The sequence below is a fragment of the Corynebacterium spheniscorum genome (assembly GCF_900113445.1).
Lineage (GTDB): Bacteria > Actinomycetota > Actinomycetes > Mycobacteriales > Mycobacteriaceae > Corynebacterium > Corynebacterium spheniscorum.
In genome coordinates, this window is sequence record NZ_FOPJ01000002.1 from 113,728 (window position 1) to 128,458 (window position 14,731).

Sequence of the window (14,731 nt, forward strand, 5' to 3'; positions counted from 1 at the left end):
GCATAGCCCGCAGCACCCACAAACCCCGCCCGAATAGCTTCCCGGGCGGGGCCTGTGATCTCGGAGTAAAGCAAAAACCTGCTAAGCCTCCACGTCACACATAAGCTCAGCACCCTGCTCGGCAATAAAAGCCTCATCTACTTCGCGCACCCGCAGCGCGCGGGCGAGGTCATCGGTGCGCTCGGCAATAATGCGCTTCAGCCCCTCCGGGGTGTCAGCATCCTTAAGGAGCTCGTTCGCCAGGGTGATGGTGTGTTCATCGATCGCCCACATGGGGTAGAGGCCCTCCAAGGTGGCGCGCCCTACGGCATCACTATTAGCAGCCCAGATGCGCGGTGCCTGGGTGAAATAGTCATCCGTGAATGCGCTAAGAAGCTCCGCAACGCCATCACCGGGGGCATTAAAACCGATGAGCAGTTGGCGCACCTCCAGGTTGGTCAGCGTATGCGTGGGGTCGGTGAGCAGCTGCCAATAGTGCTGCTTAGCCGCAGCAGTATTAGCGGCTGCGCGGGTGCGCAGGGCACTGCGATGCCCAGCATCGGAATGGTCTGCCGCCTCCTGAGCCTCAAGCGCGCCTTCGGGCAGTGCCCCGTGGGCACTTAAAGCGGTGAGCACCTTCCAGGTGTTATCGCGATCCAAGCTGCCAGAATCCAGCAGCTCCCGCAGGTACGTGGTGGAATCCCCCGTGAGCGGGCAGCGCGCGAGTTCTTGGAGGAAAATAATGGCGCGCTCTGGGTTCTCATCAGCAGCACCCTCGCGCAGCACCTTGTTGAGCAGCACCTTGCCTGCCGCGCACTGCGGATCCGTAAAGCGGCGTAGCGCCTGGTTGGCTTGGAAGAGCACGCGCTCAACCACCGCCAGCTCCGTTTCCTTCCCAATGCCCTTAGCCACCAGCATTAAGAATTTATGCGCCGGCAGGCGACCATCACGGGTGGCTTCCCAGGCAGCACCCCACATCAGGGCGCGCGCCATGGGATCACGCAGGCGATCCATGTTCGCCAGTAGGAAGTCATATTCCTCCGCGCGCAGATCCAGCAGCGCGTAGCTTAAGTCCTCATCATTGAGGAGCACCAGATCCGCTGCGGCCACCCCGATAAACTCCGGCACTTCAGTGCGGGCGCCGTGGATATCAATGCCGAAGCGGCGGGTGCACACCACCGCCCCGGAATCCACCTTCTTATACAACCCAATGGTGATGCGGTGCGTGCGCAAGGTGGGGGAGTCTTGCTCCACCACAAAGGTGGAATAATTCCCCGCCTCATCCACCTCGGTGTGCGCCCGCAGGGTGGACACCCCGGTGGTCTTCAACCACTGCGTGGACCACTGCGAAAGGTCCTGCCCCGAGGCTTCCGCCAAAGCTCCCAACAGGTCATCGAAGGTGGCGGTGGACCAGGCATGTGCGGCGAAATGCCGGCGCACGCCGGCGAGGAAGGCATCCAGGCCCACATAGGCCTGGAGTTGTTTGAGCACACTGGCGCCCTTGGCATAAGTGATGCCATCGAAGTTTTGCTCCACCGTTTCAATATCGCTGGCATCAGCAAGTACTGGGTGCGTGGTGGGCAGTTGATCCTCGTGGTAGGCCATGGCCTTTTCCACATTGTTGAAGGTCACCCAGGCGGTGTCATATTCGGTGGCTTCCGCCTGCGAAAGTGCGGCGGACCAGGTGGCGAAGGACTCATTAAGCCATAGATCATCCCACCAGGCCATGGTCACTAAATCCCCGAACCACATGTGTGCCAATTCATGCAGCACCGTATCGGCGCGGCGTTCATAGCGGTAGTGCGTGGCCTGAGAGCGGAAAATATATTCATCGGTGATGGTCACGCAGCCCGCGTTTTCCATGGCCCCGGCGTTGAACTCCGGCACAAAGATCTGGTCGTATTTGCCGAAGGGGTAGGCCATGCCGAAGTGTTGGTGATAAAAATCAAAGCCCTGCTTGGTTTCGCGGAAAAGGCGCTCGGCATCGAGGTACTCAAAAAGGGAACGCCGGCAATAAATCCCCAGGGGCACCTCCAAGGCGGTGGGTTGATCCGCGGGGGTTTCCGGGTGGTGCGTGAGCTCACCGCGCCAGGTGTCCTGCACACCTTGATAAGGTCCGGCGCAGACCGCAATCAGGTAGGTCGATAGCGGGGTGGGGATGTGCACATGGTGCGCCTTCGTTTCCCCTTCGACAGCGTCCACGCGTACTGGCGCATTGGAGATCACCACCCATTCTTCCTCACTTGCTGGGGTGCGGAAGACCAGGTCATAGGTGGCTTTCAAATCCGGCTGATCGAAACACGCAAAGGCACGTTTGGCATCCGCGGTCTCAAATTGGGTGTACAAATACACCCGCCCATCCGCGGGATCGACAAAGCGGTGCAGACCCTCCCCGGTGTGCGAGTACACGCACTGCGCATCCACAAAAAGCTCATGCTCCCCGACGCTCAGCTCCGGCAGCACAATGCCTTCTTCTTCGCGGTAGTTCTCCGGAGTGATGTCCTGACCATCCAGTAGCACCTGATGCACCTTTTCGGCACGTAAATCAATAAAAGTGCTGCCCGGGGTTTTCACGGTGAACTGAACGGTGGTTTTACTCGGGAAAACCTCCGTTGAGCTGCTAAAATCCAGGTCTACCTGGTAATGTTGCACGCTCAGCATTTCCGAGCGTGCCTGCGCCTCTGTACGGGTTAAGTTCGTTGAAGTCATGCACTCAAACTAACCCCGCACTATCCTTGGCTGCCATGTGCGCACGCCAGCGCACGTACCCCCTGGCTTACCCCCGCGCTTTTTGAGCTTCCCCCGAGATCGGGTGTTCCCCACGGTCGGCAAGAATTGTTGACTCTTCGGCGCGGGGTGTGCGGCGTGCCGCACCTAGTTGATATAGAAAGAAGATTTGCGAAAACAATGACCACCCCGAATAAAACCCAAGACATTACCTTCTGGTTCGATGCCGCCTGCCCCTTTTGTTGGATGACCTCCCGTTGGATCAAGGAAGTTGAAAAAGTCCGCGACATTAAGGTCAACTGGGTTCCCATGTCGCTTGGTGTGCTCAATGAGGGCCGCGATCACCTCTCGGATGACTACAAGGCCGAGATGAAGATGGCCTGGGGCCCGGCCCGCATCTTCGCTGCGGTGGCCACCAAGGAACCAGAAAAGGTCGATGCACTGTATACCGCCATGGGTTCGCGCATCCACAATGGTGATGATCGCCCGCGTGCCGATAAGGTCGCCGAAGCCATCCCCGCAGCCCTGGAGGAGGTGGGGTTGGATGCCTCCTATGCGGAGGTTGCTAAGGGCGATAGCTGGGATAAGGAACTGCGCGCCTTCCACCAAACCGCCATGGATGAAGTCGGCGATGAGGTTGGCACCCCGGTGATTAAGTTCGGCGAGCATGCTTTCTTCGGGCCTGTGATCACCCGCCTTCCTAAGGGTGAGGAAGCCGGCGAGATCTTCGATGCCGCTGCCCGCATCGCGCAATTCCCCTACTTCTTCGAGATCAAGCGTTCGCGCACCGAAGGCCCACAGCTTTAAGGTCGCGAGCTTTCGCCCCCGCGTGCACCTGCCACGCGGGGTTTCTTTTTGCCTTATGCCGACTTGCCCACTGGAGTGTGCAAAATAGAGACCTCATGCAGTCTGCCCACTGGGGTGGGCAAGCGTGCCTGTCATGGGAGCGTTGGGGTTCAACTCGCTAGACTGAAACCCATGCGCGTTTACCTAGGAGCTGACCATGCCGGTTTCGAAACGAAAGCGGCCATCATTGAACACTTAAAAGAAAAGGGTGTGGAGGCTATCGACTGCGGTGCCCACACCTATGTGGCCACCGATGACTACCCGGCCTATTGCATTGAAGCTGCCCTCAGGACCGTGAATGATCCCGGTTCCTTAGGCATCGTGCTGGGTGGATCCGGCAATGGCGAACAGATCGCCGCCAATAAGGTCAAGGGCGCTCGTTGTGCACTGGCCTGGAATGAAGCCACCGCCCGCCTTGCCCGCGAGCACAATAATGCTCAACTGATCGGCATTGGTGGCCGCCAGCACAGCATCGAAGAGGTCTTGAAGATCGTCGATGCTTTCTTGGATCAGGAATGGTCCGAGGAGGAACGCCACCAGCGTCGTATCGATATTCTTTCCGAGTATGAGAAGACCGGCATCGCCCCGGCACTTCCGGAAAACGAATAGTTTTTTCTACGCACAAACGCCCCGCACCTTCTGCTACAGAAGATGCGGGGCGTTTTCTCACTCATTCCCCGAAGGGTCTTAGTCCGGTGAAGGCTCTAAAAGTCGAAGTCGAAGCCGCCATCGAAAAGTCCGCCCCCGGCATCATCAAAACCACCATCAAAGCCATCGCCATCGAAACCATCTGCATCGAAGTCATTCTCAGCAGCAGCTAAACCATCGGCATAGCCATCGCCATAACCATTTTCAAAGGCTTGGGCAGAGTAGTTCACCCCGGACATGCCGCTAAATAGCGAAGAGAACAACATGACCGAACCCATGGTCCACATGCCAGAATGCAAGGCATCAGCCCACCAGGGGCGCGAATACCAACCAGCGGGTACTGGGCGTCCAGCCACCATGCCACCGGGGTAGTAGTTCGGGGTTTCCTCCGAAGCATGCGGGGAAGCAGTAATGGTCTGGCCCTCATGGTTAATAGTGCGGGTTTCGGTCACCGCACCGGCACGGCGTTGGCCTTCTAGAAGCGGAAGCTCTGGGCCAGCCGGAAGCCCCATGATCTCGCGGGCAGCATTCACATAGTGCAGGCCCTCAAGCGCGGATTCGCGTGCCATTTTTGCCTGCGCCACGGTGGTGGCCTGAGAGATCTGCGAGTTCGCGGCAGTAAAACGCTCTGAAGCGTCCGCCATTGCCTGCGTGCTCGCCGCATCGGTGCCCGAAATGGTCAGCACCTGGGAGCCAAGGCGCTCAATCCAGCGGCGAGCATCGGCGCGCGCATCATCCAAGCTGGATTCCTGCATCTGTTGTTGTTGGCGATTGTTATTGCGACTGGCATACATCGCGCCACCAATAGCCAGGAGTACTAGCAGCAGGACAATGGACATGAGTTCACACACCGCTCTCTTCAGAGTGATTGTTGGGGCAATAAGAGTTATCTCTACTTTTTCAAACGACGCTGCCCTTAAGAGAGTTCCCACCCCGGTGTGTACCCAATCACCCCTGGAAAAGTATTTCCGCTGCTCAGCAGGTAGAATTACAGGCCGCAATAAGTCCTTTCACCAGGGCTTAAGCCAACCTAAACCCCGGCATATAAACGCCACAAAGCACCCGCAGCCCGCGCTAAAAAATCCACAAATTCTTGGAAAACACGAGGTAAGCAGATGACCTACAACCCCGGTGGGTATCAAGGCCCAAATGAGCCCTATGATGACCCCTTCCAGGTTGCCCCGCCACCAAAGAAATCCCCCTGGCCAATGATCAGTGCCCTGGCGGTAGTAGTGGCGCTTGTTGCTGCGGGGGTAATCTACACGGTCTACTTCAAAGACTCCTCCAACATCAGTGCCCAGAGCACAAGTAGCCAATCAGCTAGCGCTCAGCCCGGTGATGAAGAAACGGCGGCGGCCACCGTCATTGAAACGGTGACACCCACCGAAGAAGAAGAGTCGAAGGATAAAGAGGATAAGAACAAGGACCGAGGTAAAGAAGATAAGGATGATCCGGCCTTAACCCGCAGTCCGGATGCGCCCGCCGGTGGGCTTAATAAGGAACACAACCGGCTCACCCCACCAGATCGTGTCCGTCACCAAGAACTCCCACCCACCCCGGTTCCCACCACGCCTTGGGTGGAGCAGAAGGTTGCTCACGTGATTCCGTTAGATTATCGCTCTGGTTGGCCGGAGAGCATCTCGGAATATCACGTGTCGAAGATGTTTGATATCTCGCCTTCGGACGAAGACTTTGAATCGCGCTTCAATCAGCTCAACCCCGAGGAACTGAGCAAGCCACTGCTACAAGAAGGGTTTAAGCCCTGGTGGCCAGCAGATGGACCGGCGCACACCGATAAGTTCCTTGAGCTTCAAAACCAGCCCCGCGCCAGTATCTTCGCACAGCGTGAACTGCTGGATTCCTACCGCATCGCCAATGATGTGATGGTGTATCACTGGCGTGTGGAACCGCTGGTGAGGGGAGGAATCAACGATGGAGAAGAGCTGCCGCCATTTGAGGTGAAGGTAGCCATGATCGGTACCCAAGATGGTCTGTGGTTGCTGGATGATTATTGGTTCCCCGAAGGTAAGGAACCTTCTATCCACTAAAAACACCTAGAATTTTCCGCGTTGCCTAGCGTGCGTGCTATGATCCTCAACGCGCACTAGGAACGCGATGGGAACGTCGTATAGTGGCTAATACCTCAGCCTTCCAAGCTGAAGACGCGGGTTCGATTCCCGTCGTTCCCTCTCTGATCACCTCCGCCGACTAAGGCGGGGGTGATTTTGCATTGGTGGGGGAGAGGATCCGGGTTAAGTGGTCGAAAGTGTGCTTCGGCAGACGTCACTGCGGTGGGTGCCACGTTTCATTGTTATTCCAGGGGTCGCTTGGGGTGTTGTGTTCAATGCACCTGCGCCTGAGAAAGAAATCCAGCCCGTCTCCGAATGATGGGTCGAAGCGGGCTGAACGATTGGCTTCAGATTACTGGTTCTGTGTAGGAAGTCAACGATTCCGAAAAAATTTTTAGCACTGGGCAAGAAACTAACCAGGCGCTGGGCGCATCCGGGTCTCTTTTGACCTACTCACGTCCTTCAAGGACCTTGCGTGGGTTTAAGCACTTCCTACTGAGTGAACGGTTCTTAAGGAAGCAGAGCACCCTCGATTTCTTGTTGCGGCACGTAGGATCAGGGAGGAAAAGTATTTGTGGATGCCAAGGATGAGGGACCTGATGGGTAGCGATAACACCCCGACCAGTGATGAGTTTCGGCCAGTGGTTTTGCGGGTGCTCGCTGATGGCAAGGCTCGACCGCTGCGGGAAATTTATCGGGCGGTAGCGGATCAAATGAAGTTAGCACCGGAGGTCCTAGAAGAGCGAGTGAGCTCTGGGGAGCATCGGTACTCTCACCGGATTAGGTGGGCGTGTTCTGCGTTGGCCTTTGGGGGATTATTGGAGCGGCCGAAGCGGGCTCATTACAAAATTACTGAGAATGGTCGGGTAGTGGATGCTCGGGAGGTTGGAGAGTTATTCCGAGAAGGCCATGCTGGAATGGCCTGCGTGGCGGGCATATCGAGAAGAGGTGACCACACGCAAAGCTGAGGATCCTGAGACCTTGGAGAACTCCTTGGTGGAGGATGAGGAGGATCCGATTGAGGCGATGTCCGCAGGAGAGCGCACCTTGAATGCGCAAACAGAGACAGATCTGCGGAAGCGTTTGCAGGAATCTTCACCAGAATTTTTTGAAAAGGCTGTTATCGAGCTGCTGTGGGCCATGGGTTATGGCGGTACCCATGGGGAGAAACAACATGTAGGCCGCTCCGGCGATGGTGGGATTGATGGGGTTATCCGCCAGGATGCGCTGGGACTGACGAATATTTATATCCAGGCGAAGCGCTATGCCGATACCAATAAGGTGGGGGATCCGGAGATCCGGAACTTTATTGGAGCTTTGGATTCCCGTGGGGCGAGCCTGGGCGTGTTTATTACGACCTCAAGTTTCTTGCCTTCAGCGCAGCGCACGGCGGCGGGGTATCGACATGGGAAGATCGTGCTGATTGATGGCATCAAGCTGACAAGTTTGATGCTGGCCTATGGGGTGGCGGTGTATAAGGCCAGGGAGTTCACGCTCTATGAGATCGATGATGACTTCTTTGATGAAGAAAGAGCCTAGGCCTGTGGTGGTGCTGAACTGAGGTTTAAGGTGAGCTACTCGCGCGCCTTAAAGAGCCTCGCGCGGCACACCCCAGCCCTGTGGGGCGCGTTGCCTTAAGAGTCTGCTCAGGCTTCGGTCTCGGGGAAAGCAAAATTTTGTGTGAGGCCGAGGAATTTTTGGAGCGTGGGTCTGCACTGAAGCGGGGGAGGAAAGCCGGTGGTAGGGGCGATAAATTGGGCTTAAGTGGCCCCAACTAAAACGCGTATTTGAGGGTTGTTCTAGCATGAAGCGGTACCGCGCACCTGAAGTTTTTTAGGGGCCCGATGAAGACAGCTGTACATAGTGCACGCTAAACTTGTCGACCGTACCAATGGTGGTATACCTTTTCCTCGGGTTCATCCCTGAGGGAACGGGGCGTGGCGCAGCTTGGTAGCGCACCTGCTTTGGGAGCAGGGGGTCGCAGGTTCAAATCCTGTCGCCCCGACCGTTAAGGCCTCACGCACCTCAATAACACTGAGGTGCGTGGGGTCTGACAGAACAATTTTTAGACCGATAACCAATGTGAATCCCCAGGAGAGTGGCTCGTGAAGAGTTCCGTCGAGAAGCTGAGCGACACCCGCGTCAAGCTCACTGTTGAGGTCCCCTTTGAGGAACTCAACAAGGAAGTTGACCAGGCATACGCCGCCATCGCCCAGCAGGTGAGCATCCCGGGCTTCCGCCGTGGCAAGGCTCCCCGTCAGCTCATCGATGTCCGCTTCGGTCGTGGCCCGATCCTGGAGCAGGTCGTCAACGATATGCTGCCGAGCCGCTACCAGGCAGCATGCGAAGAAAATGAACTTCCGGTGCTTGGTCAGCCGAAGATCGACATCACCAAGATTGATGATGGCAAGCTCGTTGAGTTCGTAGCGGAAGTAGATGTTCGCCCCGAGATTGAGGTTCCGGACTTCTCCTCCTACGAGGTGACCGTGCCGAAGGCTGAGGTTAACTCCGAGAAGGTTGACGCCGAAGTTGATAAGCTGCGTGCTCGCTTCAGCGAACTGAAGGACACCGACCGTGAGCTGAAGGACGGCGACGTTGCCTCCATCGATCTTTCTGCCACCATTGATGGCAAGGAGATTGAGGAAGCCAAGACCGAAGGCCTGACCTACAACGTTGGTTCTGGCGACCTGATCGAGGGCCTGGATGAGGCTCTGTTGGGCCTGAAGACCGGTGATGAGAAGGAATTCACCGCCACCCTGGAGCACCCTGACTACAAGGACCAGGAAGCCACCATCACTGTTGTGGTGAAGCAGACCAAGGAAGCTGAGCTGCCGGACTTTGATGAAGAGTTCGTGCAGATGGCCTCTGAATTCGATGAGCCGGATGAGCTGATTGAAGACATCACCACCCGCTTGGAAGAGGAAGCTAAGTCTGCTCAGGCTGCTGCCATCCGCGATGAGGTGCTGAAGAAGGCCCTGTCTGAGGTGGAGTTCTCTCTGCCGGAGACCGTGGTTGATGAGCAGGTTGATGCTCAGAAGCACCAGCTGCTGGGCCAGCTCGCCCACGATGAGGCTGCGCTGAACCGCATTCTTGAAGCTCAGGGCACCACCCGCGAAGAGTTCGATAAGGATATTCGCGAGAACGCTACCGAAGCTGTGCGCACCCAGCTCTTCTTGGATGCCCTGGCGGAGAAGGAGAACCCGGAGGTCTCCCAGCAGGAGCTCACCGACCACATCCTGTTCACCGCTGACTCCTATGGCATGGACCCGAACCAGTTCATCCAGCAGCTGCAGCAGTCCAACCAGATCGGCAACCTCTTCGCTGATGTTCGCCGCGGCAAGGCCCTGGCCGTTGCTATCTGCCAGGTGAGCGTGAAGGACGAAGACGGCGAGGCCGTTGATCCTAAGCAGTACTTCGGCGATGAAGATGAAATCGCTGAGGCTGAGAAGAAGATCGACGACGCCAAGGCTGATAAGGCTGATGCCGACAAGGCCGATGCCGATAAGGCTGAGGAGAAGGAAGAGAACTAATCTTCCCCAAGCTCTAAGAATAAAGAAGCAGTCCCCGCAGGAGTATGTGTGCTAAACAAGCACATGGACCCCTCCGGGGATTTGCTTTTTCTAGCGCGAAGGCTTGTGTTCGGGTCCTTCCTAGAGTTTTGAACGCTCTAAGCGAACAGACACCTAACCTCGCCGAGCACGCGGGTACCCTAGTGCCTATGCGCACGCGCGGGTTTTAGCCGCGCCTCGCGACACCTTTCTTAAATCAAGGAGTAACAGCACATCATGACTGAGCAGATGAACACCAGCAACTCGGGCCTTAACCTGGGCGATTCGGTGTACGAACGCCTCCTCAAGGAACGCATTATCTTCCTGGGCTCGCAGGTCGACGATGATATCGCCAATAAGCTCTGCGCCCAGATCCTTCTGCTATCCGCAGAAGATCCCACCCGCGACATCTCCTTGTATATCAACTCCCCCGGTGGTTCTGTCACCGCTGGCATGGCAATCTACGACACCATGAAGTACTCGCCTTGCGATATTGCCACCTACGGCATGGGCTTGGCTGCTTCGATGGGGCAGTTCTTGCTTTCCGCCGGCACCAAGGGCAAGCGTTTCGCCCTGCCGCATGCGCGCATCATGATGCACCAGCCTTCTGCCGGTGTTGGTGGTACCGCTGCTGATATCGCCATTCAGGCAGAGCAGTTCGCTTTGACCAAGCGCGAAATGGCTGAGCTGATTGCTGAGCACACCGGCCAGACCTTCGAGCAGATTACCGCCGACTCCGATCGCGATCGTTGGTTTACCGCCCAAGAAGCTAAGGATTACGGGATCGTCGATCACGTTATTAGCCACGCTGAGGGCGGGAACATCAGCAACTAACCCTTCACCACAGGTCCCACGACGATCGCCAAGGAGAATAACAAGATGAACACCCCCGGATTCCAGATGCCGACGAACCGCTACGTGCTGCCTTCCTTTATTGAGCACTCCAGCTATGGCACCAAAGAAACCAACCCTTATGCCAAGCTCTTCGAAGAGCGCATTATCTTCCTGGGCACCCAGGTTGATGACACCTCCGCCAATGACGTGATGGCGCAGCTTCTGGTCCTAGAAGGCCTTGACCCGGACCGCGATATCACCATGTACATTAATTCCCCCGGCGGCTCTTTCACCTCGCTGATGGCAATTTATGACACCATGCAATACGTCCGCCCGGATGTACAGACCGTGTGCCTCGGCCAGGCTGCCTCTGCTGCAGCTGTGTTGCTGGCTGCCGGTGCTCCCGGTAAGCGTGCTGCTTTGCCGAATGCTCGCGTGCTGATCCACCAGCCTGCCACCCAGGGCACCCAGGGCCAGGTTTCTGACTTGGAGATCCAGGCCGCGGAGATCGAGCGTATGCGCCGGTTGATGGAAGAAACCCTTGCTCGCCACACCGGCCGTAGCGCCGAGCAGGTCCGCAAGGATACTGACCGCGATAAGATCCTAACCGCTGAAGAAGCCGTGGAATACGGCATCATTGACCAGGTCTTTGATTACCGCAAGCTCAAGGGCTAAACCATAGCCCCCAAAGGCTAAGCCATAGCCCCCAAGGGCTAAGCGATAGCCTGATGAACAGCTCCCTTTTTAAAGGGGGCTGTTTTTGTTTGTGCGGGTGCTGCTTGGGAGGCTGGCTAGGGGGTGGGCTACTCGCGTTCGAAATGAAGCAGGCGTGGCAGACCCCGGCCGCTTGGATGCCGTGGCCTGGCGTGGGGACCGTAAGGGGAGGGTCTCGAGGAAAGCAAAAATGATGCCAACCAATGGATTATTCGTGGCGCGGACAGGGATGACGATATCCGCGGTGGATGCTAAGCAGGGTAGTAATTATCCACTGTGGCGACTGTAATGTGCTGTGGATCACGCTGTTATATAAAGAACAGCTAGGACACAGCGCCTAGGACAGATTGCAAGGAGGATGTACCTACGCCATGCAGACCCTCAAGAATTTCATCAACAACCAATTCGTTGCTGCCCACGCCAGTGAAACCCTCGAACTTGTCAGCCCCGTTAGCGAAGAAACCATTGCGCTAAGCCCCATCAGTAACCGCGCGGATATTGACGATGCTGTCGATGCTGCTGCGGCCGCGTTCAAGACCTGGGGGAAGACCACGCCATCGGAACGCGCGCGTTGCCTGCTCAAGCTTGCTGACGCTCTGGAAGAACATGCCCGCGAGGTGGCCGAAACCCAATCCAAGGAAACCGGGCAGCTCATCGCCATGGTGGAATCCGAAGAATGCGCCGTGGGTGCGGACCAGTTGCGCTTCTTTGCTGGTGCTGCCCGCGTTGTCCAGGGACTTGCCCAAGGCGAATATATGGAGGGATTCTCTTCTTCTATTCGCCGCGAACCACTGGGCGTGGTTGCCCAGGTAACTCCCTGGAACTATCCGCTGATGATGGCCCTGTGGAAGCTTGGGCCAGCACTTGCCGCGGGTAATACCGTGGTGTTGAAGCCTTCGGATACGACGCCTTCATCCACGTTGAAGCTGGCTGAGTATATTGCTGAGATCTTCCCTGAAGGGGTGATCAACTTTGTGCTTGGTGATGCCAGTACCGGTGCTGAACTGGTGGCGCACCCTGAGGTGAAGCTTGCGGCGATCACCGGTTCGGTTGGGGCTGGCCGGGCAGTAGGGGAGTCTGCCGGGCGCAACCTTAAGCTTTCGCACCTTGAGCTGGGCGGCAAGGCCCCGGTGGTGATTTTTTCTGATGCGGACCTGGAAGCCGCCGCTGAGAATATTGCTCAAGCGGGCTTTTTTAATGGTGGGCAGGATTGCACAGCTGCGACGCGCGTGATTGTGGAAGAGTCCGTGCACGATAAATTCCTGGACCTTCTTAAAGCCCAAGCCAAGGAGATTCGCTGCGGGGCGCCCGATGATGAGGATGCTTTCTATGGTGCTCTGAACAATCGCAAGCACTTTGAGAAGGTGCTTTCGGTGATTGAGGGGCTTCCGCAGCACGCCAACGTCGTCCAAGGCGGGAAGCGAATTGGGGATAAGGGCTTCTATATTGAGCCGACGATCATCACCGGGCTGAAGCAGGATGATTCGGCTATCCAGGAAGAAATCTTTGGCCCCGTGATCACCGTGCAGCCGTTCAGCGATGCGGATGATGCGCTGGCGAAGGCCAATGGCGTGGACTATGGTCTGGCCTCTTCAGTGTGGACCACTGACCATGCCACCGCCCAGCGCTTTAGCCGTGAGCTGGACTTTGGTTGCGTGTGGATCAATTGCCATATCCCGCTGACCGCTGAGATGCCGCATGGTGGCTTCAAGGATTCCGGGCATGGCAATGACCTCTCTATCTATTCGATTGAGGAGTACAGCCGCATTAAGCACGTGATGACGGCTATTTAAGGCCCGCGGCTCACTGGAGCCTCGCACTGGCTGAGGCCCTTGCAGCTAAGTAAAGCCCGCGCGGTCATCTAAAAACCCCAAGGAAACTGGCACCTCAACACAGTGACTGTGTCGAGGTGGCGGTTTCTTATTGCCAAAAACAGGACGACGAAAACGTCTTGACCAGCAGTTTTGTAGAAAAGAGGATAACATTATGTCCACCCAACGCAGCGTCGATGTGGTTGTTATCGGCGCCGGCCCCGCCGGAACCTCCGCGGCCTATCACCTGAAGAAAGCAGGGGCTTCGGTCTGCATTCTCGAAGCCCGCGAGCGCATCGGCGGCCGCACCCGCTCCGATGTGATGGATGGCGCCTGGTTCGAGATCGGCGGCCAGTGGGTCTCCCCAGATCAAACCGAACTCCTCGCCATCTTGGACGAACTGGGGCTGCACACTTACCCGCGCTATCGCGAAGGCGACTCCATCTACCTCGATCACGATGGCAACACCCACCGCTACCAGGGGGAATGGTTCCCCACCTCAGAAGAGACGCTGAAGGAAATGAAGCGCCTGGTGGAGGTGATGGATGAACTGGCTGCTGCGATGGACCCGGCTCGTCCTTGGGATCACCCGCAGGCTGCTGAGCTTGATTCCCAAACCTTTGAACAGTGGCTGGCCACCCAATCCTCTGACGCCGAAGCTCGCAAGAATATTGCGATCTTTGTTGCCGGAGGCATGCTCACCAAACCGGCATATGCGTTCTCCGCACTCCAAGCGGTGTTTATGGCTTGTTCAGCTGGCAGCTTCTCCAACCTGGTGGATGAAAACTTCATCCTCAACGAGCGGGTTGTCGGAGGAATGCAAAAAGTATCTCTGACCCTCGCTGAGAAAGTGGGGGAGGAGAACATTATCCTTAACTGCCCGGTTCGTACCCTGGAGTACAGCGATGAAGGTGTGATTGCTCGCGGTGATGGCGGGGTGGAAGTCCGCGCTCGCTACGCCATCTTGGCGATCCCGCCGAACCTTTATGACCGCATCACCTATGTGCCGGAGCTTCCACGCAAACTCCATATCGCCCACCAGCACCAATCCATGGGTCTAGTGATTAAGGTTCACGCCGCCTATGAGACCCCCTGGTGGCGAGAGAAGGGGCTTTCGGGAACCTGCTTCTCTTCAAAGAACCTGGTGCAGGAAATCTACGACAACACCAACTACGGCGAAACCCGCGGCACCCTCGTTGGCTTCGTGACCGACAAGACCGCGGAAGAAATGTTCGCTCTGCCAGTCGAAGAACGCAAGCACCAGATCCTCACAGCCATGGCGAAAATGCTCGGCGATGAGGTGATGAACCCAATCGCCTACTACGAGTCCGATTGGGCAGCCGAAGAATGGACCCGCGGCGCCTATGCCAACTCCTGGGACATGGGTGGGCTTTCTCGCTGGGGCCACACCGCCACCGAACCAGTAGGCCCCATCCATTTTGCTTGCTCCGACATCGCAGCTGAAGGCTTCCAACACGTCGATGGTGCCTTGCGCCGTGGCCGCCAGGTGGCCGGCTCCCTGACCCAACTGCTCACTGAGGGGAAGGGATAGCAA

The 14,731-nt window shown here is 57.0% G+C and carries 12 protein-coding genes and 2 tRNA genes; 12 read left to right on the forward strand and 2 right to left on the reverse strand.

Going from position 1 to position 14,731, the window contains the following annotated elements; all coding sequences use genetic code 11:
• Positions 1-81 precede the first annotated feature (81 nt).
• A complete protein-coding gene (gene pepN, locus BMZ01_RS02100) occupies positions 82-2,688 on the reverse strand; it encodes an aminopeptidase N (RefSeq protein WP_092283949.1) in 2,607 nt (868 codons plus the stop codon).
• A gap of 198 nt (positions 2,689-2,886) precedes the next feature.
• Here pepN and BMZ01_RS02105 point away from each other — a divergent pair, with 198 nt between their 5' ends.
• Together BMZ01_RS02105 and BMZ01_RS02110 are read left to right on the forward strand one after the other, a co-directional pair.
• On the forward strand, positions 2,887-3,513 hold the full coding sequence (locus BMZ01_RS02105; protein WP_092283951.1) for a DsbA family protein: 627 nt from the start codon (positions 2,887-2,889) through the stop codon (positions 3,511-3,513).
• Positions 3,514-3,684: 171 nt separating this feature from the next.
• Positions 3,685-4,161 carry a ribose-5-phosphate isomerase gene (locus BMZ01_RS02110; protein ID WP_092283953.1) on the forward strand — a complete coding sequence of 159 codons (477 nt, stop codon included), beginning with the start codon at positions 3,685-3,687 and terminating at the stop codon, positions 4,159-4,161.
• 95 nt (positions 4,162-4,256) lie between these two features.
• On the opposite strand, the gene BMZ01_RS02115 is transcribed toward BMZ01_RS02110, so the two are convergent.
• Positions 4,257-5,039, reverse strand: a complete 783-nt coding sequence (locus BMZ01_RS02115; protein ID WP_092283955.1) for a hypothetical protein — start codon at positions 5,037-5,039, stop codon at positions 4,257-4,259.
• A 276-nt stretch (positions 5,040-5,315) separates the two neighbouring features.
• Between BMZ01_RS02115 and BMZ01_RS02120 the strand changes: the two genes are divergently transcribed.
• The 10 genes from BMZ01_RS02120 to BMZ01_RS02160 all read left to right on the forward strand — a co-directional run bounded on the left by BMZ01_RS02120 (position 5,316) and on the right by BMZ01_RS02160 (position 14,728).
• Complete coding sequence (locus BMZ01_RS02120) at positions 5,316-6,248, forward strand: hypothetical protein (protein ID WP_092283957.1); 933 nt, start codon at positions 5,316-5,318, stop codon at positions 6,246-6,248.
• 69 nt (positions 6,249-6,317) lie between these two features.
• A tRNA-Gly gene (locus BMZ01_RS02125) sits at positions 6,318-6,389 on the forward strand.
• 479 nt (positions 6,390-6,868) lie between these two features.
• The gene (locus tag BMZ01_RS11515; RefSeq protein ID WP_218140929.1) at positions 6,869-7,237 is read left to right on the forward strand and encodes a winged helix-turn-helix domain-containing protein; all 369 of its coding nucleotides are present in this window, start codon (positions 6,869-6,871) and stop codon (positions 7,235-7,237) included.
• A complete protein-coding gene (locus BMZ01_RS11295; protein ID WP_223845993.1) occupies positions 7,179-7,808 on the forward strand; it encodes a restriction endonuclease in 630 nt (209 codons plus the stop codon). The genes BMZ01_RS11515 and BMZ01_RS11295 overlap by 59 nt, the downstream gene beginning before the upstream one ends.
• Positions 7,809-8,200: 392 nt before the next feature.
• Positions 8,201-8,274, forward strand: a tRNA-Pro gene (locus BMZ01_RS02135).
• A 100-nt stretch (positions 8,275-8,374) separates the two neighbouring features.
• Positions 8,375-9,799 (forward strand): trigger factor, encoded by a 1,425-nt coding sequence (gene tig / locus BMZ01_RS02140; protein WP_092283959.1) that lies wholly within the window; start codon positions 8,375-8,377, stop codon positions 9,797-9,799.
• Positions 9,800-10,054: 255 nt separating this feature from the next.
• Entirely contained in the window at positions 10,055-10,651 is a 597-nt protein-coding gene (locus BMZ01_RS02145; RefSeq protein WP_092283961.1) for an ATP-dependent Clp protease proteolytic subunit, read from the forward strand.
• Positions 10,652-10,696: 45 nt separating this feature from the next.
• Positions 10,697-11,326, forward strand: a complete 630-nt coding sequence (locus BMZ01_RS02150; RefSeq protein WP_092283963.1) for an ATP-dependent Clp protease proteolytic subunit — start codon at positions 10,697-10,699, stop codon at positions 11,324-11,326.
• A 410-nt stretch (positions 11,327-11,736) separates the two neighbouring features.
• Complete coding sequence (locus BMZ01_RS02155) at positions 11,737-13,158, forward strand: aminobutyraldehyde dehydrogenase (protein ID WP_092283965.1); 1,422 nt, start codon at positions 11,737-11,739, stop codon at positions 13,156-13,158.
• Between the two features lie 193 nt (positions 13,159-13,351).
• Positions 13,352-14,728, forward strand: a complete 1,377-nt coding sequence (locus BMZ01_RS02160) for a flavin monoamine oxidase family protein (protein ID WP_092283967.1) — start codon at positions 13,352-13,354, stop codon at positions 14,726-14,728.
• Positions 14,729-14,731 lie beyond the last annotated feature (3 nt).

Coding starts and splice junctions, on each gene's coding strand:
- BMZ01_RS02150 (WP_092283963.1), top strand. CDS start 10,697: ATGAACACCCCCGGATTCCAGATGCCGACGAACCGCTACGTGCTGCCT.
- BMZ01_RS11515 (WP_218140929.1), top strand. CDS start 6,869: ATGGGTAGCGATAACACCCCGACCAGTGATGAGTTTCGGCCAGTGGTT.
- BMZ01_RS02145 (WP_092283961.1), top strand. CDS start 10,055: ATGACTGAGCAGATGAACACCAGCAACTCGGGCCTTAACCTGGGCGAT.
- BMZ01_RS11295 (WP_223845993.1), top strand. CDS start 7,179: ATGCTGGAATGGCCTGCGTGGCGGGCATATCGAGAAGAGGTGACCACA.
- BMZ01_RS02155 (WP_092283965.1), top strand. CDS start 11,737: ATGCAGACCCTCAAGAATTTCATCAACAACCAATTCGTTGCTGCCCAC.
- BMZ01_RS02115 (WP_092283955.1), bottom strand. CDS start 5,039: ATGTCCATTGTCCTGCTGCTAGTACTCCTGGCTATTGGTGGCGCGATG.
- BMZ01_RS02120 (WP_092283957.1), top strand. CDS start 5,316: ATGACCTACAACCCCGGTGGGTATCAAGGCCCAAATGAGCCCTATGAT.
- BMZ01_RS02160 (WP_092283967.1), top strand. CDS start 13,352: ATGTCCACCCAACGCAGCGTCGATGTGGTTGTTATCGGCGCCGGCCCC.
- BMZ01_RS02110 (WP_092283953.1), top strand. CDS start 3,685: ATGCGCGTTTACCTAGGAGCTGACCATGCCGGTTTCGAAACGAAAGCG.
- BMZ01_RS02105 (WP_092283951.1), top strand. CDS start 2,887: ATGACCACCCCGAATAAAACCCAAGACATTACCTTCTGGTTCGATGCC.
- pepN (WP_092283949.1), bottom strand. CDS start 2,688: ATGACTTCAACGAACTTAACCCGTACAGAGGCGCAGGCACGCTCGGAA.